The organism is Nocardia sp. NPDC051756, assembly GCF_040681495.1.
Lineage (GTDB): Bacteria > Actinomycetota > Actinomycetes > Mycobacteriales > Mycobacteriaceae > Nocardia.
Genome location: NZ_JBFAYV010000024.1, coordinates 1 through 19982, shown reverse-complemented (window position 1 = coordinate 19982; position 19982 = coordinate 1). Strand labels below are relative to the sequence as shown.

Here is a 19982-nt window from a genome sequence, read left to right as displayed (position 1 = left end):
ACGAACTCAACGGGCGCCCTCGACAAACCCTCGGATTCCGCACACCATCAGAAGCACTCCAAGAAGTGTTGCGTTGACCGCCTGAGCCCGCACCGCGGAGCGCGCGTTCCGGGCGGACAGTGGCCGGCCTCGGACGGTCGGCCACCAATGCCTCCGGAACGTCCGCAACGTCGAAGTCCAGATCCGGACTGTCGCCAGCTGAGCCTCAGCTCCACCGGATGAGACTGATCCCCTGGCCGCGTCGATCGAGCTGACTGTCGGAGGGGTGCAGGGTCGCGGAGCGATAACCCAAGCCGTCGGGTTCGGGCTGCCACAGCGCCAGGTCCAGGATGTAGCGGGCGGTGTGCAAGAAGTTGCCCGCGGTGCCCAGCAAGATCAGAGTGTGCGCCTGCACTTGCTCGTGCAACCGATCCCCGGCGGGCCGCCGCCAGCGCCACTCGGCGTTGTCGCGGTGCACCTCCTGCCAGGTCAGCACGTCGTCGGGGTTCCATACCACCGTCTGCGACCGGCCGCGATCGAGGCTGCGGCGCAGCGCTTTCCATCGATGGGGTGCGAAACCACCGTGGGAATGGCCCAACACCAGATCGAGCTCGCCAGCCGTGGTCGAGGAATCGGGGTCCGGTGGCTGGTTACCGCGCAATGGAATATGCACGAGGCTGTGCCGGGATCGGGCCGCGAACAGCCACAGACCGGTGACCTGGAAAGCTGCCTCCGCAGTCAATTCGAAGCTGTACCGGGGATTTCTGTTGGTGAGCACAGCACCCCTGATCGGGCGGGAAGGCCGGATGACCCGGTATTCGTCCCGTCCCAGTCGTGCGCGGTGGACGGTGATCTGGAGCTGCACCGGTGTGAGGCTAGACGGACCGGTTCGCTCGGGGCCAGGGGTTTCGGGTGATGGTGACGGTCGAGCGGTCGTGGACTGCCCCTTGCATCAGAGCACGAACTTCACGTCCAGGTCCTGTGGGAGCTGCTCGACACTTTCCATACCGGGCCTGTCAGGAACCCCGCTATGAACGTCCGCAGAGGCCACATGGCGCGTGTTGGCCCTTCGTCCGAATCGGTTGGCTGGCAGCACTTCTGAATGCGCGTAGCCGAATATCGGTTACCGGCGGTGGTTGCTGCGTGGCCTGGCAATGTTGAGACGTAGTGAGGTCGTCTGTCCGCTTGCTGAACAACGGCTTCGGTCTCGCGCCTCGTTGTGGGATATCGCCGGATCGGGCTCGCCGTTGCGCTATGCCCATCGCCGGCACCGTCATGGCTGGTCCGAATCCGGGGATTCGTCCATGGTCAAGTAGGCCACCGCCATGAGGACAGCACAGTGTCATGAGCAACATCGCGCTCTATACGTTCGGCGTTCTCGACCCAGCCATGGAGCCGACCGCGCTGTCCGACTTGTCCAAACGGGGCGATGAGATCCTCAGCGCTGTCGACGACGTTCCGGGGTTCGTCGGCCGGGCCGGGGGAGACTATGAGAAGTATGCGGACCATGCACCCGGCGAAGATTTCGGCCGCTGGGGGTCTACGTACTGCCACTGGGCCTTCCGGACTTCGCGGGTCACGACCCGCTTGCGCACATCGCGACATTGAGTCTGTGGCAAGACATCGAGAGCGCACGCCTGTTCGTCTACAGCAGCCTGCACCGCGAGGCCCTGAAGCTCAGATGCGACTGGTTCCTGAAGGGGCCCTGGCCGGGTCACGTCCTCTGGAGCATCGAGGACGGCTCGGTCCCCCGCTGGTCGGACGGCGTAGCAAGACTCGAAGCTCTCGCCCGAGACGGAGAGTCCGCACAGCACTTCACCTTCGGCTCGCGTTCGGCCCGAGCATGACGCCCCCGACGGCGCAGCGAGGTCATCACCTGTAAGCCGACGTGGCGTACGCGCTGGTCGCACAGCGACCCGATCAGGGAACAGCCCGATTCCACACGGATACACCCAAAGCCTGACTACAGCTGGGTGAAGCGTCCGCTCTTGCCGCTGAGTGCGCGTTGGTCAGGCGTCCAAATCAGTTGGCCGCCAGCGCTTCCCAACGCACGATATTGCCGATGACCGCGCATTGCAGATACTTGCCGGATAACGACTTTCTCGCGATCCGGCTCCGATACTCGGTCGATAGTTGCTGGTTTGCGGACGATGTGGCCGGCGATGAGCAGCAGGGTCTGCCAGGATCTTTTCGGGGCTCGCAAACAGCGGACAGACACCGATAGGCTGGCGGCGGGTCCGAACGCGAGGAGCTCAGGGCACACGTCGCACGAATGGATAGATCGTTGGCCGAGAAGACATTCGAGGACCGGTCACCCGCATCGGAAGATGCGCGCGTGAGCGAGTCGGATCAGAGGCCGAGCCGAGTACGGCTCGTTGGGTTGCTTGCCGCCCCCGTGTTCTTTGCCGCAGCGATCGCGGCGTGGTTCATTGCCCGGCCCGACGACGGTTTCGCAATCCGCTTCTACCGGTTCGACGTCATCCCCCTCATCGCGGCCCCGATGTTCTGGACGGCTGCCGTGGTGCTCTGCTTCGTGTGCGCGCCTAGGCTGAGTCGGTACCTCAAGTGGGTGTGGACAACGTTTGTTGCCATCGTGACGCTGGTGGTGATACCGCTATGGATGTTGACGGCGTTCATAGCAGCCTGGTCCGACGAGGACGGCAATGTCGAGGACATCGTGGTCAGCCCCGACGGTCGTCATGAAATGGTTTCGGTGCCTTACTACGCCTTCGACTCCGGCTGCTATGTATGGCTGCGGGAGCGCGGCGGGCTGTTCAGCAGGCAAGCACTGGCATGGACCGAGTACGAAGGGCCCTGCCCCGCACAGATATCCTTCATAGGTGACAACACGATCAGCGTCACCCAATTGCGCGGCGGAAAGACCCTGACGACAACCTACGACCCCGATCGAATTACCGTGGCTACCGTCCTGCACTCGTAGCGAAGCTGCCCGTTCTCGATCCGCAATCGCAGCTCCGCCCCGCCACAGGACCTGGCCGGTCTGCTGGGCACGGCTCGAGATGTCTTTGCATCAAGCGCCGATCCTGCTGCACTCCCGACGCCCTCTGAATGGGTTCGGTTTCCGCGACTTCGGAATCTCCTTCCAGACCCACACGATTTCTCCACACTTGGTAACCGGATCGGACACAACTGGTCGATACAGTGACCGCGTGTTTGCTCGTGATACATCGTGGAATCGCTTGAAACTCACATACATACTGCAGGTCGTTGCCGTCGGCGTGCTGGCTGTGGCGTGGTTGGAGATCGGGCTCGGACTGTACTCGGAGCCGGGAGTAGATCCACGGTTCGAGCTCGAAGCGGGCGGCAACTTCGCCGCCAACGTCATGGTCTATTGGCCGTTCCAGTTTGTGATCAGCCCGCTGCTGGTCGTCACTGGCATTTTCGGGCTGATGCCGCACCGGTTCGCACCTGGCGGCACCATCGCGGGTGGGATAGTTGCCAGTTGGTTCGCTCAGCGAGTGGGAACCGAACTGTACTTGTCCGACTACAAGCCGGAGCTATCCGGGCACCTCGACGCGAGCATCGTCGCGGCGTGCTTCGCACTTGCCGCAGCGTTCGCGGCAGCCTTCTTGCATTGGTATGACAACCGAACCGGCCGGACACGCGCCGCCTCGATGCGCGGCGGCGCAGTGCTGGTAGTTGCCATTCTCGTCAGTGTGGTGCTCACGATTCCGCCGCTGATCGCGGGCAGCGGCACCCCGTCCGGTGTCCGAGCTTGGCTCGTCACCAACCCCCATTGCGGCAGGAACTTATCGGACTGGACCGACGAGGGACAGACAACCGTCTACACCGGCGGCGCGACACAGTCGTATCCGCCGAAGGATGTGCCCGACAACGTGTTCGGGGTGGTGGTCACACTGCGTAACGGCACAGGCAGCGTCGAAACTACCCCACCTACCGCGATCTCGTTCCGAGACGAGCTGCCATTACGGTCCGGTCCGCCGGGAACCGCCCTGATGCTGCATCAGCCTGGTACAGGCGACAAGCGCGCGTTTACTGACCTGCACACTCCGAATTGTGAGGCTGGCAGTAACCGGGTGGTTTCGGCGACCTACAAATATGCGGATTACGGCGGAACTGGCACGTCTGAGATACAGGGCACGGTATCTCGTAGCGACTAACGCGTCTGCAGAGGTGTTTGATGGCCGTCGCTGATCTGGATGTCCGCACATGCCGCGGAGCGCGCGAGTGTGAGGGCGCGGCGCCTGCCGACGATCGCACTCAACTGCCGAATATCGTGCACGCTCAGGTCCGCTTGAGAACCGCTTCTCAACGCATGCACATGCCGAACTGCATGTGCGCGATCATCTTCGTCTGTCAGATCTACGCACGTTTTCGAAGATCGGCTGAGGGAGGCTGACCGTCGGCGGCGTCGACCGTCAGCGTCACAAACAGCGGAGTGGCCACAGTGTCTGCTGGTGTGCCTGGGGCGATGTCGGCCAAGTTCCACCCCCCTAACGTTGTCGCGGTGGCGCTGCTGACCTGACCGGCCTGCCCGCGCACGACACCACGTACTGTCGTCCGCTTGTTCAACAACGTGAGCTGCGGATCCGACAGGTCGACACGCACTCGATCACCACGCCCGGGCACTACAGCCCCGAACACCGACGCCGGGCCGATCAGCTCAACTGTGCGGGAAGCACGCTCGAGGTCGGCATGGTATTCGCTGAGGACCTCGGCCGACGGTTCCTCGCACGAACGTATCCGGATTCCTGCCAAAGCACCGGAGACGCCTCGCACCAGCCCGTTGACTACCTGTTCCGATTCTGCTGCCTTCGGGAAACGTTCGACGGCAGTCATTCTTGTGTATTCCATGGTGTCGGGCATTGGAGTATAGAGATGACCGGTGACGCGATACTGCACCGACGTCTGGTAGACGGCGACGATGTCTGCGACCATGGCCGGAGTCAAGAGGCCCTGGTTGTGCCAGGAAATGGCTAGCCGGATGGGCCGCTCTCGAGGGGCGCCGTGTATCGGGTCCCAGCGTGCGGAAAAGCCGGTGAATCGCACCAACTCCAAGCTTTGATCCCACTCGAGGATAGGAGGCGCGCGAAATCGTCCACCCGTTTCGTCCGGCGCCGCGGTCACACCCGCGCGTAGCGAGCCGCCCTCAGCTGGGACTTCACCACAGCAACCGTATTCCCATGAATCGACCGAGACGTAAACCAATTCCACCGCAGCGGATTGCGTGATCATCACTGACATCAGGAGATTGACGACACGACGCGAAGGCCGTGGATCCCGATGCACCCCGCAGCCAACTCTACCGGGCTTCGCTGGCCGTTTCGCAGACACCCGGTAAGCCGCGTGGCGCGCTGATCGAACCGGCCAGGCGGCTCGCTGGAAGATCAACGGGCAGAGACTATCTCGGCCCGCCGGAGGTACGTACTGCCGAGTTGAGTGGGATCTGCTGACCCCGCTGACTCATCGAGCCTGCGGTTGTCTCCACAGCAGCACGATCGCCAAAAGCCCTGCCAGGCAAGGCAACATCCCGATCCAGCCGAGCAGTGGCGCCAGGCCGGTGTCGCCGGAGGTGTCCTCGGTGAGCAGTGCGGCCAGCGCGACGCTTGTGCCGAGCGCGAACGTCGCCGTCGCGACGGGGCGAGCCCATCGCTTGCCCGCCTTGACTGACCAGGTCGTCCCGAGCCAGGCGACGACGCCGAGCGCGCCGATGCTGGACAGGATGATCAGGTAAGTGGTGACGGCCGAGTCGATGCGCGCCTGGGTGTAGTCGGGATAGCCCGCCCGGATGTGCTCGGCCAGCAGATGAGCGGAGTCGAGGTACGGGACGATCGCCGCTGCGACGGTGAGCCCGAGTCCCGTGTACATCGCGACGAGGACCCCTCGTCCGGATCGGCCCGGCGTTCGTCGATCAAGGGCACTCATGTTCTTCTCCTCCAGTAGTTTCGCAAACCTACGTCGTAGGTTTCGCTCGACGCTATAACCTACGACGTAGGTTTGACAAGCGAAGGGAGCAAAGGTGGCCAAACGCACGCAGGGCACTGCGGTGGGGCTCAGCCGTGAGCGCATCGCGGAAGCCGCAGTCGCACTGGTCGATCGCGATGGCCTCGAACGCTTCGGTGTGCGACGGCTGGCCGAGGAACTCGGTGTCGACCCGATGTCGATCTACAACCACATCAAGGGCAAGGCCGCGCTGCTGGACGCGGTATCCGAGACCGTGCTCACCGAGATCGCCGCCCCCGACGACACCTCCCTCGATTGGGAAGCCCTCGCCCGCGCAACGGCGCACAGCTACCGGACGACCGCCTACCGGCATCCCCACGTCGTGCCGCTGCTGGCCTCGCGACCGCAGACCTCACCAGCCGCCCTCGCCGCCTTGGAGCGGCTGGTCACCGCGATGCGCGCGGCCGGACTGCCCGACCAAGTGGTCGCAGACGCACCGCTGCTGCTATTCGGTTTCCTCAACGGGTACCTACTTGCGGTGGTCAGCGCCGGACCCGAAAGGACCGGCGAGTTACCCGCGATCGACGGCACGCGCTACCCGACGATGGCCGCCCTTACCACCCGGATGGACGACTTCGGCTCCGCAGCGGAATTCGACCGAATGCTCGATGCCGTGCTCAGCGGCATCCGGGACCGAGCCGTTCGGTCAGTGAATACCTGATCGAATCCGATAGGTGGCCGCCGGAAGTAGTCAACCCGAATGCAATACAGACGTGCGGGTCCTGCCCTACGGATTCCTGTGGTCACATCCCGTTCCTGACGGGTGGGAACGCTGCGCGGAATGCGTTGCCCGACAACCACTCCGAATTCCACTGGCAGGCCCATGGCTCGACATCCGCGCATGCAGTGCAGAGCCCGTCAGCGCTGAGACGATGCGGACTGGTTGGCCGAAATCGTGAGTGACCGTGCGGGATTGCGGCTTCAGCGGGCGTGACCGCGCGGCACGACGCTAGGGCGCGAGTCCGAGGACGGCCTCCAGGTCTTCGAGGCTGGCCAAGTGCGCAGCGAGCTCGATGCGTTCGGCTTCGGTGAGGGGGACGGCGCGGGCGCGGATGAGGGCATCGGCCGCGGCCGTGGCGTCGTCGGCGCGGATGGCGAGTTCGGCGCGATAGACCAACGCCTCGACCAGTTCGACAGCCGGTGCGCGTCCCTGCTCCCGGGCCAGCATGGCGTCCAGGATCTTCGCCGCCTGCTGATTGTCGCCTTTGGAGTCGCCGAGCACTACGGCGTTCTCCAGCGCCCTGGCCAGCTTGCCGATCGCGGGCGCACCGGTGCCGCCGGTAGCCGGGGACGAGAAGATCCGGATCCAGTTCCCGCCGGGGTCGATGACCGTGAACCCGGAGTGGTTGTCGGCGTTCTTGCGTTTCCGCGGGCGGGTCATCCGCGGGATCCCGGAGACCAGGAGCTTGCCGTGGACCGCGCGCATGCCGGCGGCGAACGCCTCGAAGAGCTGCTGAGTGTCGGGCACTAGGACCACACAACTGCCGTAGGAGTCCTCGGGCTTGAACTCCGGCAGGCCGAAGAACTGCAGCTGGAGGTCTTCTCGCTGAAGGCCCACGCACGGATACGGGCGGACCTGATAGTAGGTCCGGGTGAAACCGAGCATGGTGTAGAACTCGAGGATCTCGTCGATGGATCCGCAGGGAAGCAGCGGGACGGTTATCTCGTGGGCCATGACATTGCTCCGTCTCGAAGGGCTCCCGAGACCGGAAGTCGTACCGGCTTCGTCGAACACCCATCCGCCTGAGTAGACAAATTTGGCTACTTCGGTAGTGTAGACTCCCAGACCGCATTAGCCAAATTTGGTTACACCGCGTCGTGCATCGTCCGGCCATGCACGAACATGCGGCTATCGGCCTCGAACTGGTTGGCCACCAACGCTTCTCGAACGTCCGCGACTGCCGGATACCAGCCGTGACTCTGCTACCCCGCCTTCTTGGCCGGGCACAGCGCCGCATCTACCACCGCCAGCATGTCGGTCGCGGCACCACCGTTGCTGGGGTGTGCGTTCACGGTCACGGTGACCGCGTCGCCGTCGGTCGTCGCGCCGCCACGGGTGCGGAACCCGAGGATGCTGCCGCCATGGCCCCATACTTCGCGTCCGCACGACACCGGAATCCGGGCAATGCCCAGCCCGTACCGGAATCCCGGGCTCATTTCGTCAGCGGGCACGGTGTGTTGCATCTCGGCGAGTTGCGGGGGCGGTACGAGCCGACCGGCGAGCAAGGCCAGGAAGAACCGATTCAGTTCGGCCGCAGTGGAGACCATTGCCCCGGCTGCACCGGCCCACGAGGGTTCGAAATCCGTGTAGTCGAAAGCTTGTCCGTCGGCAAGGGCGTATCCGACCGGGTGCGGGTCGTCGAGCCCGGACTCGCCGGGCGCCGGAAACCGGGTGGCCTGCAAGCCGAGCGGAGCGACGATGCGTTCGTGGACAGCTTCGGCGATCGAGGTGCCGGTGATCTGCTCGATGATCATGCCGACCACCAGGTAGTTGGTGTTGCTGTACTCCCACCGCGCTCCAGGCTCGAAATGCGCAGGCGCCGAACGCAATGCGAGATCGACCAGATATCGCGGTTCGAACACCCGGTACCTGGCGGACTCGGCGTCCAACTCCGGATTCTCGGTGTAGTCGGGTAACCCGCTCATGTGCTGCATCAACTGCCGCACCGTCAGGCCGGCCGGTCGAGTTGCGGCCGAGTCGAATACGGCGGGCAGGTACCGCGTCACCGGCGCGTCGAGTTCGAGACGACCCTCCGCCGCCAGCTGCATAGCCACCGTCGCGACGAAGGTCTTGGTATTGCTGCCGATCCGAAGGTGGGCGTTGTCCGGAAATGGCGCCCCCGTGGCACGGTCACCGACACCGCTGTTGACCAGACGTTGTTGCGCCCCGCTCGTCAACGTCGCCTGCGCACCGGGTACGCCGTTGTCGCGAGTCAGCTTTTCCGTCGCTTGCGTCACCGCATCCATGGGGATCTCCACCGGCTCGGTCGTCGTCCGATCCGTCGAGCACGCGACCAGCAGACAGGCCGACAGTGAGATCAGAACCCGCCGAACGGAATTCATCGAGATCATGGTGCGCCTCCGAGAAGTGTGCGACTTGCTCACAGTGCCTGGCCGATGCCCGCATCGACATCCACCGCGCGGGGTATTTGCACCCTGAGTCGCACCCCGAACCAGTCGAGCGGTGGAAGCTCCTGGCGTCGCGGGCTCCCCCACCGCCGAATACCGTTGTGCCATCGACTCGGGAGGGATTCGCCACAGCGCCTCGATGTCGTCGCCGACGCGCAGGGCTTCACCGATGCTGCGAATCATCACGGTGGCCAATGGATGTCCTTCGGAACGCCCAAGCACTGCTGTGCAGATCAACAAAGCTCCGGGCGGCCCCACCGTCAGTGGGGGCATGTTCTGGCGGCTGTATGACAGTACGGTTGAGGGTTGTTGTCGTGTGCAGAGATGGTGAGTTCGTGATTTTCGACAGTCTTGATGTGTCTTATGGGGAGACGTGGGGTTTAACACTCGGAGCGGCTCATCCGCAACCGATCTCGCGTGCGAGTGCCGCGCGACGACATGCCGCCGGGTACGGGTACGCGGTATTGCTGGCTGCGCAGGGGCAGCCGCTGGCGATGGTCGAGTACTACCAGCACGAGGGGCACCAGTGGTGGAAGGTGTATTTGTTCGACGACAGGTCCTATCGCACGCAGTTGATCGGCCTCGAGAGTCACAGCAACGGCATGTTGCGCGTTTACCAGAAAATACGCTGGCAGTATTCCAGTGAGCGGCAGTACTTTTCCCGTGAATGGGATGTCTACGAGACCACGACCGTCTCGGCTGACGGGCAGGTCGAGATCCGATCCGAGTTCGACGGGTCGGACAAAGCCCTGTACCTGCGGCGCGTGGCCCGAAATAGCGGACAGTCCACCGTTGAGCCGGAAAACAGCACAGTTCAACTGTTTTCAGCTCCCGTCGAGGACTTCCTCTGCCCTGCACCACAATTCGGCGACTGGCAGGTCTTCGTTCGGTTCCTCGCCCAGTATGGCCACGAACCCGCCGCAGCGGTGACCCTGAACGAGGCATCGCCAGAAGATTCACGGGGTCCGTTGCGCGCCAACGGAATCGAGCAAATGTTCGTCCCAGGTGGACGCGACACCCCGCATGGTCCGGCTGTTGTCGAGCTCATCGATGCGGGGCTGCTGCAAGTCCCGTCCGGGCGACTGGTTGCCATGGACCCTGGATGGCCCGATCGGGTCTCGGCGACCATTCCTGTCCCAGCGGGTGAGTATCCGGTCACGGTGTCGCTGATGCGGTTCGCCGACACCATGTACCCGCCGAGAGTCGCTGCGGCCCGGGTGACTCTCCTGGACGCCCCACCCATCGGATGGGAAATGAGTCTCCGGCCCGACGAGGACCATCACGGTCTCGGCGACGGCGAGTTCTACGGAGTCGGTGTCGATACCGGCATCGCGGCCTTCCTCGACTTGACTCGGACTGTGGACGAAGACGAGTTCAACGACGAGCTGGTCGTGCCCCTCGACAGCAGCTTCACCGTGGAATTGGCCGGCGCGGCGTCCGCACCGAACCTCATCGGTTTCCGCGCAGGCGCACCCGAGGGTGGAACCTTTCCGGTCTGGATCGGTCGCACCGAAGATGAGCAGGTGAGCTGCGTCGTTATCGACTTTCAGCTCTATCCTCCATTACGGCAGAGTGACTAGCCGCAAACAAATGCCCGGATGAGTTATACGTGCTCACGGACATCCGCGCCGGCCGCGGTGCGGTCGTTCTGCGCGGTGAGATCGACTGCGGCGCAGAACGTCCGAGATTGCCGCGACCCGCGCGTTCCAACGCCTCTGGAACATCCGATAGTGCCGAGGAGCACGCATTGCAGATACTTGCCAGATAACGACTTTCTCGCGATCCAGCTCCGATATTCGGTCGATAGGAGTTGATGTGCGGGCGATGAGCAGGCAGGCCTGCCTGGACCTTTCGGGGCTCGCAAACGGCAGACAGGCACGGATAGGCTGGCGGCATGTCCGAACGCGAGAAGCTCGGGGCACACGTCGCACGAATGGATAGATCGTTGGCCGAGAAGACATTCGAGGACCAGTCACCCACATCGGATGCACGCGCGAGCGAGGCCGATCAGCCGACGAGCCGAGCACGGCTCGTCGGGTTACTTGCCGTCCCCGCGTTATTTGCCGCAGCGATCGCCGCGTGGTTCATTGCCGCGCCCGGAGGTGGTTTGGCAGTCCGCTTCTACCGGTTCGACGTCATCCCTTCGTCGCGGCCCCGATTTTCTGGACGGCTGCCGTGGTGCTCTGCTTCGTGTGCGCGCCTAAGCTGAGTCGGTACCTCAAGTGGGTGTGGAGTACGTTTGTTGCCGTCGTGACGCTGGTGGTGATACCGCTATGGACGTTGACGCCGTTCATTACAGCCTTGTCCTCCGAGGACGGCGATGTCGAGGACATCGTGGTCAGCCCCGACGGTCGTCATGAAATGGTCTCGGTGCCGTACTACGACTTCGACTCCGGCTGCCACGTATGGCTGCGAGAGCGCGGTGGGCTGTTCAGCAGGCAAGCACTGGTATGGACCGAGTACGAAGGGCCCTGCCCCGCACAGATATCCTTCATAGGTGACAACACGATCAGCGTCACCCGGTTGAGCAGCGGAAAGACCCTGACGACAACCTTCGACCCCGATCGAACTTCCGTGGCTGCCATATCGCACTCGTAGCGAAGCTCCTCGTTCTCGATTCACAATTACAGCTCCTCCGCCCCCGCCACAGGACCCGGCCGGCTTCGCGTGTGGCAGCGTGTCCAGACCTGGACTGAACGTAATGGGTTGGGCAGCAAGGGAAACGCTCTTGTCGAGATCATCGACCGCGACTTCGACGTGACGGCTCCGTTGAGGTTCCCGGCCGATTGACGCCGCAATACAAGACTCTGGTCCGCGTGTTGGCCAGGGCTGCGGCACGTCCGACAATGCCGCCTACAGCGCGGTCGCTAACATCCGTATCTGCCGATGCGCGAGCCGCGTTCGGCTCAACGGCCCATTCCCGCAGGAGGATTGACCAGATGCCTGACTGGCCGACGCTCGACCCGACCGAACAGCACGACAAGCTCACCGAGATCACCAGCGAGGTGCTCCCTACCCTGCCAATCGGTTGGACTCGACTTGTAGTGCGCGCCAAGATGATCGGGACGCATGCCGAATCCGATTCCGGAGTGCGAATGCCCGACGGCACGATACGAGGCTGGTCCTTCCCGCCTGATGTCTGGCGGAAGTTCCAGCAACTGCGGAAAGGGATGTACGTTCAGGGGCTCGGATCATGGATCGAGTTCGAGTACATTCTGGATCCGCCCGACCGCTTCGCCATTCGATACAACCGAGATCAGGCGCCGGCCTTCTCGACACCGCCGACGGCTGCGCACTTCGGCACCGAGAACAAGTGGTTCCCGCGATCGGACCAAGAGATGCCGGAGTGGTTCCGCCAGGGGCTGGGTCCAGCCTAGGTTTCCTCGTTACTCCACAGCGCCGATGAGTTTGTGGCTCCCGGTCGGTCAAAGCTTGTGACGCCTAGGAAAGGACAACGCTATGTCGGAGCTTCTCGTCGACTTCATCACCTCCCTCGACGGCTACGCATCGGGAGAGGGATGGCCCGGGTTCTGGGGCCTCGAGGGCCCGGAATACCTCGCATGGCTCGGCGAGCAGCCCGAGGCCACCTACCTGATGGGAGCGAACACCTACCGCCTGATGTCGGGCTTTGCCGCCGGCGAGGTCCCGACTGGCCAGGACGAGTTCAGGCCGGAAGAAGAGGCGTCCGTCGACGAGCTCACGCAAGCGTCCAAGGTGGTGTTCTCCTCCGCGCTCGAGGATCCGCTGAAGTGGGCCAATTCCACGCTCGTCCGCGATGACGCCGTCGAGGCGGTCCGCGCCATGAAGTCGAGTGGCTGGGGGCTCCTCAGCACGATCGGCAGCCTGAGCCTGTGCCGGTCCCTGCTTCGAGCCGGACTCGTCGACCGGTTCCGGGTCGTGATGTTCCCGGTGATCACCGGTGCCACCGGCGCAGAACGCATCTACGACGGCTATCCCGATGTTGCCCTCGAGCTGATCGAGCACCGCACCTTCGACAACCGCATCCAACTGGTCGAGTACAAGCCCCGCGTGCTCGAGCACCCGCCGCTCAGCGCCTCTGCGTGACGTCGCCCGTCTGCCGGTCCGGATTGCCGCCCCGCCGGCATCCGGCTCGGTGTGCACAGTGGCGTCGGCGGTGGCTGGACTTGCGCGACGCTGAACCAAGCGGAGGAGTTCCCCTCGTCGCCACTACTTGCTGCGGCTGACAGCGCTTCCCAACGCGCACACATGGCTCCGATGACCGTGCAGTCATCCTTACCGTCCGTCGCCGCACGGACTCCTGCTGGTCAGATGATCAGAAGGAACTAGTGCTGGCATCGTTCGAGAAGCGAGTTGCACCAGTTCCTCCTGATCGCTTGTCCAGTAATGGATCTCGGAGTTTGCGAGCCAACACGCGCTAACCAGCATGCGACGTTCCGTTCCGCACTCAACCGTGCCGCCTTCAGTCAGCGCGAGTGCGTGCCCTACCTTCTAGTTCCCCGTCGCGGAAAGGCCCCCGGTATTAGGCTGCGCTGATGCGTGTAGTCGCAGACCGAAGCGAGTTGCGATCGCTCCTCGAGCTGGCCGTCGGCGGTGCTGGCAGGGAACACGACCGCTATGCGACGGTCGAATTCACCCACGGCGTCGTAGCCGCGCAACGGGTGAGCATGTGGGTCGAGGACAGTAGCGTGGTCCTCGGGTCCTGGGTCGGCGAACTCAAACCCCAATACAGTCAGTTCTATTCGAATCCGTCCGCGGTCGGCGGATTGCTCGCCCTGGCTGATCGCGGCTGGAGGGTAGATGCCAACCTGCATCTCGCCTATTTCCGCTGTCCACCGCGCCAACGGTGGTACCCACCAATGTGCCTCAGCGGATACGACTATGCCCACCGCTGGATGCAGGATCTGAGTCCAGCGGGCCGCAAACCTCGAGAAATGGTCGCCGGTCCGGCGTTCGGCAAGTGGCTCGTTGACAGTGGATTCGTCACCGCTGATGAACTGACCGGTTTACGGGACTGGATGGACGGACACTCTCGCCACGATATCGATATCCGCCCGAGCATGGCGGTCAAATGGTACTGGGATGAGCCGCGTCCCTCAGTGCCCGCAGTGCGCAGGATGGTCGATGAATTCCTGACTGCAATCAGGGAACCAGCATTACCGCCTGCATAGTTGGCGCGGTTGTCTAGACCTGCCCGCGTGCCGAGACGATACGACCCGCTATCTTCGAGCTCGACTGTTCAGACGTCGGCCACCTGAACTGGTTGGCTGGCAGCACTCCCAAGCGCGCTCACACTGAGTAAGGAAAACAGAGCACATGGCTAGTCGGCCGTAGCAGTGAGCTGATGCGACTGTCGGCGTGCCAGGACTCCCTGGTAAGACGCCTAGGTACCGCGCGCGCCTGATGATCACGCTCAGCTGGTCCCGTTCACCGGCGGTGGCTTCGACTTCGCCCGCAGCACCTTCGAGACACCGTACGGAAACATCGCCGTCACCACATATCCCAACGACGGCGATCATGCACTGCACGGCCCGCTCAGCGACCACGTTCAGATCATCATCACCATTCCGGTCGAGCGACTGCGAGCTTACGTCGCATCCGGACGATTCGATGAGCTCCACCAACTCCTGGAGGTCGTGGAGCTGTTCGAACACGCAGCCGATCAGTCGGATTCGCCGAGTTGAGGGATCGCTAGGCCGCCGAGATCCAGATCACCAGTCCCGCAAGCGCGAACAGATAGGCCGTGCCGGTAAGGGTTCCGACACGGTGCACGCGGGTGCCCACGGGCGAATTGGCTGTCCGCTCATCGAGAATCGGAATCACCATGCCGTTGTCGCCGCCGTCGGCCAGGGTCAGTGCGGTGATGAGGAGCAATACGTCGGCGATGATGAGCAGCGGCCAGGCCGCGTGCGGCGCATAGAATCCGGCGAATACCAACGGCCCGAACAGGATCAGTGGCGCCAGCCCCAGCGAGCCTACGACGCCGATCAGCAAAAACCAGCCCGCCGAGGTCCACCGCGCCAAGACGGCGAGGGCGACCACGACGAGTTGGATCAGTCCCATGATCATGTCCGACTTCTTATCAGCCGGGCCCGACAATACGGCCCTGCTTCCACAACACCGGCGACGCCGTCCAGTACACCGTTACGCTGTGTCAGCACGATCACCGGCGGATCAGCAGCCCCAATACCGAACTGTGAATGGCTGCTCAGCGGGGTCGAGTGGCTGGTTTGCGAAATACGTGCGACTGCGGACGGTCATCGGCAGGCTGCGCTCGAGGCTGCAATAGGGGCCATATTCGCCCTCGGATCGGAGATAGACGCGAGGGTCGGACGTCACCAGGTAGTCGACGTCAGGCGTACCCAGCTCCGCCACGATCGGAAAGTGCTTCTCGGCCAACAGTTTTGCTTCGCCGAGATCCTGCGACCGGAGCTGCTCGGTAACTTGTGGTTGTTTCGGATTTGCCGGTGACACGGCTGCCGAAGCCATCAGCACGTTGTGGGGCAGGGTTTGGTCTTCGTTGAGGCGGTGCCAGACGGAGAATTCGAGCTCGGTCGGGTACCGGTTGACCACCTTCAGTGACCCACTTCCCGGGGCCGAGGAACCGATCGTCCATCGAGCCCCCGCCAGGTCAGGGAACTCCCGCATCAGACGTCGGTACGTTTCGCTGACGGCGTTGAAGTCGTTTGCGTGCAACAACTTCAAGGAAATATCGCCGACGCCGATGTCCATCCTTTTGAATTGATCGGATCCTCCGTAGCTGTAATAGGCCCACGTGTGGTAGGTCCATCCCACCTCATCCTGCGGAAAGGCGTCGGTCAGGCCGAACCACAGCCCGGCGCGTTCCGGTGCCGTGGGAAACCCCGACTCCCCTGCGCGAAAGGAGCTATTCGAGTCTGGCCGGCGAACTTCGATCTCTGTCTCCCAGCGCTCGAAGTCCGGTGCGGCTCGCGTCCGGTCGCGGAAAGCCTCGATCACTGCTCGGGTCTGTGCCGCCGACGCTTCCTCGGACAGCACGACTACCGCCGAGAACAATTGACCGACCTCGGTGGAGACCTGACGGACTCCGGGCATCCGGCCGAGTGCAGTCTCGATGTCCCTCGCCTCCCGCGTGAGCGCGGGTCGACCGTCGAAGACAGTGGCGGTCATGAATTTCCAACCGCTACAAGAGGAAACGAGGACACCGGCCAGCGCGATCACCGCCCACTTCAATCCAGTCCGCCCCCGATGTCCCGCGCGATACATCATCGCCGCGGCCACGATCAGCGTGAGGCCGATGCCGCCGTAGGTCACGCCGGTAGCGACGGGCAGACGTTCTGCCTCGTCTCGGCACTCCAGGTAGTAGCAACCGTCGCCGAATATCACCGAAAACGGCGCCAGCACACCGACAACGGCCACGACCCCAAAGAAAATCCAGGCCGCGCGAAACCCACCGTCGCGGTGCCAGGACTTCAGCGTGAACATGCCGCCACGTTACGGGCCACGATGGACTCACGGGTTTGCCACTTGTGGAGATTTCGTGCAGAAAGGCTCAAAGCCGAGGACGGCGGGCCATGGACATCGCCGGTGCCACCCTCGCCGCGACGGCCATGCGGGCCGGCTGATCGACGAGTACGCGATCGTCACCCATCCGGTCCTGGTGGGAGGGTGGCATGCTGTTCTTCACGACCCTGGACAACTGGGCGAACCTGGCCCTGGTGAAATCGGCCGTAGAGCGTACATCGGTGGCCATCAGCCCGCGGGCTGGCCGATCCGGTCACGCTCGAGCTCGCCACGCAACCGCGAAAGAGCCTGCGCGACAACCGATAGCGAGGATTCCGAGACACTGCCACCGAGCAGTTCGGCCAGCTGCTCGGTGAAGGTTTGTTCCGCCGCCTCGACCAGGCGCACACCGTCATTCGTCAACGCCAGCAGGGATGACCGGCGGTCCGCCGGATTCGCTTGCCGCGCAACCCATCCTTGCTTCTCCCAACGGTCGACACCTTTGCTCATGGCCCCGACGCCCGCGGCGAATTCGTTCGCGAGATCGGCCACCCGGGCTCCCGGGTGATCACGCAGGAAGCGCAGGGATTCGAACTGCGCGGTGAGGATCCCGTGCCGTTCACGAAGGCGATCGTTGAGTGCGTTGTACAGCCGCGTCTCGCACCGGACGAGGTCGGAGAACAAGCTCGGCAGGTTGACGACGGCTCCAGCCGGTGTATATTCCATGGCATATAGTGTACAGGAAGATACTTCCCAGGAAGGTTGAATTATGAGCAGGGAACAACGCGCGAAGATCGACGCACTGCTACGTCAGCCACGGTCCGCCGAGGACCCCTCGGTCGAGGAGATCCGCGCGGGATTCCGCGCGCTGATGGCCCAGATGAACGTGCCGACCGAGATACGCACTCGAACCACGACGCTCGGCACCCGGCCCGCGGTACTCGTCGAACCGACCGCACCATCGCGCCCCGGCACGATCCTGTACTTCCACGGCGGCGGCTGGGTCTACGGCTCCCCGGAGACGGCAATGCCGCTGACCGCTAACCTGGTGACTCGCACCGGATTCCGCGCATTCTCGCTGGACTACCGGCTGGCGCCCGAACACCCCTTCCCGGCCGCGATCGAGGACACCCTCAACGCTTACCGCGCCCTGCTCGACCGCGGCGAGGCTCCCTCGACCATCGTGTTCGCCGGCGATTCCGCCGGCGGGGGCCTGACCGTCACCACGTGTCTCGCGGCCCGCGACGCCGGATTGCCGCTGCCCGCCGCGCTCGTGGCGTTCTCCGCGGGTCTGGACTCGACGCGTTCCGGCGAGAGCATCGACACCAAAGCCGGCATCGACCCGCTGTTCACCCGCGAGAGCCTCGAACGCACCGGCGCCATGTACCTCGCCGGGCAGGACCCCCACCAACCGCTGCTCAGCCCGGCGGTCCTCGCCGATCTCCACGGCTTCCCGCCGATACTGCTACAGGCCGGCGGCAACGAAATGATGCTCGACGACTCGACGCGCCTGGCCGCCCGCGCCCGCGCAGCCGACGTGGACGTCATCCTCGACATCACCGCCGACGTACCCCACGTGTTCCAATCCTTCACCGGCGTACTCGAGGAAGCCGACCAAGCCCTGGACCGCGCCGCACTCTTCCTCAGCCAGCACCTCCGCAGCCCGGACACCGACGAGGCACCATAACGCCGCTGGGCGCGCGCCGGGCGAACGTCCAAATCGGTTTGCTGACAGCACTTCTCAGTGCATGCCCATGCCGATCGCGGGCCGTGCCCGGCGGTAAGGCGCTCCGACCGGGCTTTGCCGTCATCGACCCCGGTCAGTGCGGCATGAGTCGGGAAGGGCGGGGCCCGGACCGCGACGTCAGGTGAGCTTCGATTACCTGCGCCACCTGGTAGGCGTGATCGGTCTTCTCGAGGAATGGCAGGTATTCGACCGTGCGCGCCAGTGCCGGAAGATCGACGGTCATGTACATCGCCATGAGCGGGTTCACGAACAGTTCGGTGCCGCGGGTCCGGTCGGTGGCTTGGATATCGCCGAATTCCCCGCGCAACGCGCTGGCGATCTGGGAGTGGACAATGCTTGGGCGCAAAGGTGTTTCGGCCAATGAGTGGGCGACCGCGGCGAGGTAGGCCGCGCCTTCCGGGCTGTCCAGCGGTATGGAGAGCACGCCGAGAAACGCGTTCTGCCTTTGCAGCGCAGCGAGATTCTCGAGCACATGTGCGTGACAGACGCCGTGATAGGCGTCGATGCCGAAGCCGACCGACACCACCAAGCCGGCGATGCCGTCCAGCCCCGCCACGGCCGCGAGGCTGGTCATGTCCTCCTGCGGAGTGCCGAGGCCGGTCTCGTCGCCGCGCAACAGGATGTCTGTGCCACCATCGACCAGCACGAGGGCGTCCACGTCGAGTTGCTCGATCAGCGCGGTATAGGCCGCACGTAAGGGCCGGACACCGGATTTGGGGAACGCGTACACGATCGGCTCGCGACCAGTGCTTGCCAGCCATCGCGCCAGGCTGCGTTCGGGGAAGTAGTCATCGTTGCCAACGGTCTCGGGATCAACGGCGGCGACGCCCGGCGCCAGCCAGTCTTCCAGCGGGGTCCGGCGCAGGTCGCTGAACGACAGGTTCGCCAGGTACACATTTTTGCCGAGCCCTTCCAGTGCCACGGCGAGCGGCAAACCACCGTAAACATCGAATCCGCCGCCCGCCCCGGCGATCAGCACGCTCGAGGCGTCGCGCAGGCGAGTGAACAGCGGCGGCTCGCCCAAGTGATACGAAGTCACCTCGCCATCATGGCGACGGCGGCAACATGGCGCCATAAGTCTTGATCCCGGCCTACCGCGCATCTTCGTACCGCTGTAGAGAGCGAGCGCAGCCTGGCAGCAGGAGCACAGCATCCATACTGGCCCTGCACCCAGGGGCTCGACACTCGCGGCATCCGAAGTCGTTGTCAACTGCGGGTTTTCGGACAACCCCACAAGGCGACCACCGTCGCCTGTCTCAAATCTGTGGCACTTCTTCGAACAGTGGACGAGAGCCTCCACCGGCATGGCTGCGAGTCGGGCAGGATCCGTTGCCGGTCTGAGGTCGCTCCCCCACGCGGCTCCCGGAAAAGATCGACGGGCCGAGATCATCTCGGTCGATCGGTTGATCACACCGGGCCGGTCGAGTTGCCGTTGCCGTAAGGGGCGACACGGACAACTCGGTCGGCTAGCTTTCATCCTATGTATTGGTCGGTTCGTACCGGGACGGACAGCGGCGCAGTCGGCCGCGGCCGACCGGACCGTTCCGGCATTCGGGCGCGCGACATCGAGCGCGACGACACGAAGAAAGTGAGGCGCTGGCATTGACTGACGATTCCCGCACCGCAGAGCTGCGCGCGAAGGTGGCCGCGCTCATGCCGCAGGCGAAAACCGATCTGACGC

General features: G+C 63.9%; 22 protein-coding genes. 12 read left to right on the top strand and 10 right to left on the bottom strand.

Features of this window, described 5'->3' with window-relative positions:
* Nucleotides 1-205 precede the first annotated feature (205 nt).
* Nucleotides 206-844: a hypothetical protein gene (locus AB0M22_RS45230; RefSeq protein ID WP_364740131.1), complete on the bottom strand. Its 639-nt coding sequence runs from the start codon at nucleotides 842-844 to the stop codon at nucleotides 206-208.
* A 479-nt stretch (nucleotides 845-1323) separates the two neighbouring features.
* Between AB0M22_RS45230 and AB0M22_RS45225 the strand changes: the two genes are divergently transcribed.
* The 4 genes from AB0M22_RS45225 (at nucleotide 1324) to AB0M22_RS45210 (ending at nucleotide 4121) form a co-directional block, all read left to right on the top strand.
* Nucleotides 1324-1587 carry a hypothetical protein gene (locus tag AB0M22_RS45225; RefSeq protein WP_364740128.1) on the top strand — a complete coding sequence of 88 codons (264 nt, stop codon included), beginning with the start codon at nucleotides 1324-1326 and terminating at the stop codon, nucleotides 1585-1587.
* Nucleotides 1584-1826, top strand: coding sequence for a DUF3291 domain-containing protein (locus AB0M22_RS45220; RefSeq protein ID WP_364740125.1), 243 nt, complete (start codon nucleotides 1584-1586; stop codon nucleotides 1824-1826). Before AB0M22_RS45225 ends, AB0M22_RS45220 begins: the two co-directional genes overlap by 4 nt.
* Before the next feature lie 437 nt (nucleotides 1827-2263).
* A complete protein-coding gene (locus tag AB0M22_RS45215) occupies nucleotides 2264-2920 on the top strand; it encodes a hypothetical protein (protein ID WP_364740123.1) in 657 nt (218 codons plus the stop codon).
* Between the two features lie 229 nt (nucleotides 2921-3149).
* Nucleotides 3150-4121 carry a hypothetical protein gene (locus AB0M22_RS45210; protein WP_364740120.1) on the top strand — a complete coding sequence of 324 codons (972 nt, stop codon included), beginning with the start codon at nucleotides 3150-3152 and terminating at the stop codon, nucleotides 4119-4121.
* A 202-nt stretch (nucleotides 4122-4323) separates the two neighbouring features.
* On the opposite strand, the gene AB0M22_RS45205 is transcribed toward AB0M22_RS45210, so the two are convergent.
* Both AB0M22_RS45205 and AB0M22_RS45200 read right to left on the bottom strand, forming a co-directional pair.
* Entirely contained in the window at nucleotides 4324-5205 is an 882-nt protein-coding gene (locus tag AB0M22_RS45205; RefSeq protein WP_364740117.1) for a hypothetical protein, read from the bottom strand.
* A gap of 219 nt (nucleotides 5206-5424) precedes the next feature.
* Entirely contained in the window at nucleotides 5425-5886 is a 462-nt protein-coding gene (locus AB0M22_RS45200; RefSeq protein WP_364740114.1) for a hypothetical protein, read from the bottom strand.
* 94 nt (nucleotides 5887-5980) lie between these two features.
* On the opposite strand from AB0M22_RS45200, the gene AB0M22_RS45195 reads away from it, so the two are divergent.
* Complete coding sequence (locus tag AB0M22_RS45195) at nucleotides 5981-6625, top strand: TetR/AcrR family transcriptional regulator C-terminal domain-containing protein (RefSeq protein WP_364740111.1); 645 nt, start codon at nucleotides 5981-5983, stop codon at nucleotides 6623-6625.
* 288 nt (nucleotides 6626-6913) lie between these two features.
* On the opposite strand, the gene AB0M22_RS45190 is transcribed toward AB0M22_RS45195, so the two are convergent.
* Nucleotides 6914-7639 (bottom strand): VOC family protein, encoded by a 726-nt coding sequence (locus AB0M22_RS45190; protein ID WP_364740109.1) that lies wholly within the window; start codon nucleotides 7637-7639, stop codon nucleotides 6914-6916.
* Between the two features lie 248 nt (nucleotides 7640-7887).
* A complete protein-coding gene (locus tag AB0M22_RS45185; protein WP_364740106.1) occupies nucleotides 7888-9027 on the bottom strand; it encodes a serine hydrolase domain-containing protein in 1140 nt (379 codons plus the stop codon).
* A gap of 401 nt (nucleotides 9028-9428) precedes the next feature.
* On the opposite strand from AB0M22_RS45185, the gene AB0M22_RS45180 reads away from it, so the two are divergent.
* From AB0M22_RS45180 to AB0M22_RS45155, 6 genes are all read left to right on the top strand, one after another.
* Entirely contained in the window at nucleotides 9429-10673 is a 1245-nt protein-coding gene (locus tag AB0M22_RS45180) for a DUF4241 domain-containing protein (protein ID WP_364740103.1), read from the top strand.
* Nucleotides 10674-10987: 314 nt separating this feature from the next.
* On the top strand, nucleotides 10988-11302 hold the full coding sequence (locus AB0M22_RS45175; protein WP_364740100.1) for a hypothetical protein: 315 nt from the start codon (nucleotides 10988-10990) through the stop codon (nucleotides 11300-11302).
* 41 nt (nucleotides 11303-11343) lie between these two features.
* The gene (locus AB0M22_RS45170; protein WP_364740097.1) at nucleotides 11344-11691 is read left to right on the top strand and encodes a hypothetical protein; all 348 of its coding nucleotides are present in this window, start codon (nucleotides 11344-11346) and stop codon (nucleotides 11689-11691) included.
* Nucleotides 11692-11879: 188 nt separating this feature from the next.
* Nucleotides 11880-12470 carry a hypothetical protein gene (locus AB0M22_RS45165; RefSeq protein WP_364740094.1) on the top strand — a complete coding sequence of 197 codons (591 nt, stop codon included), beginning with the start codon at nucleotides 11880-11882 and terminating at the stop codon, nucleotides 12468-12470.
* Between the two features lie 82 nt (nucleotides 12471-12552).
* Entirely contained in the window at nucleotides 12553-13158 is a 606-nt protein-coding gene (locus AB0M22_RS45160; protein WP_364740091.1) for a dihydrofolate reductase family protein, read from the top strand.
* A 449-nt stretch (nucleotides 13159-13607) separates the two neighbouring features.
* Nucleotides 13608-14243 carry a hypothetical protein gene (locus AB0M22_RS45155; protein ID WP_364740089.1) on the top strand — a complete coding sequence of 212 codons (636 nt, stop codon included), beginning with the start codon at nucleotides 13608-13610 and terminating at the stop codon, nucleotides 14241-14243.
* Between the two features lie 520 nt (nucleotides 14244-14763).
* On the opposite strand, the gene AB0M22_RS45150 is transcribed toward AB0M22_RS45155, so the two are convergent.
* The 3 genes from AB0M22_RS45150 to AB0M22_RS45140 all read right to left on the bottom strand — a co-directional run bounded on the left by AB0M22_RS45150 (nucleotide 14764) and on the right by AB0M22_RS45140 (nucleotide 17280).
* Complete coding sequence (locus AB0M22_RS45150; protein ID WP_364740086.1) at nucleotides 14764-15141, bottom strand: hypothetical protein; 378 nt, start codon at nucleotides 15139-15141, stop codon at nucleotides 14764-14766.
* Nucleotides 15142-15246: 105 nt separating this feature from the next.
* Nucleotides 15247-16536: a hypothetical protein gene (locus tag AB0M22_RS45145; RefSeq protein ID WP_364740084.1), complete on the bottom strand. Its 1290-nt coding sequence runs from the start codon at nucleotides 16534-16536 to the stop codon at nucleotides 15247-15249.
* Nucleotides 16537-16803: 267 nt separating this feature from the next.
* Complete coding sequence (locus AB0M22_RS45140; protein ID WP_364740082.1) at nucleotides 16804-17280, bottom strand: MarR family transcriptional regulator; 477 nt, start codon at nucleotides 17278-17280, stop codon at nucleotides 16804-16806.
* A gap of 43 nt (nucleotides 17281-17323) precedes the next feature.
* On the opposite strand from AB0M22_RS45140, the gene AB0M22_RS45135 reads away from it, so the two are divergent.
* A complete protein-coding gene (locus tag AB0M22_RS45135) occupies nucleotides 17324-18241 on the top strand; it encodes an alpha/beta hydrolase (RefSeq protein WP_364740079.1) in 918 nt (305 codons plus the stop codon).
* 133 nt (nucleotides 18242-18374) lie between these two features.
* Here AB0M22_RS45135 and AB0M22_RS45130 read toward each other — a convergent pair whose 3' ends face one another.
* Nucleotides 18375-19325 carry a DUF1152 domain-containing protein gene (locus AB0M22_RS45130; protein WP_364740077.1) on the bottom strand — a complete coding sequence of 317 codons (951 nt, stop codon included), beginning with the start codon at nucleotides 19323-19325 and terminating at the stop codon, nucleotides 18375-18377.
* A gap of 449 nt (nucleotides 19326-19774) precedes the next feature.
* Nucleotides 19775-19982: hypothetical protein (locus AB0M22_RS45125; RefSeq protein ID WP_364740074.1), on the bottom strand; the 208-nt coding region annotated here is incomplete at its 5' end.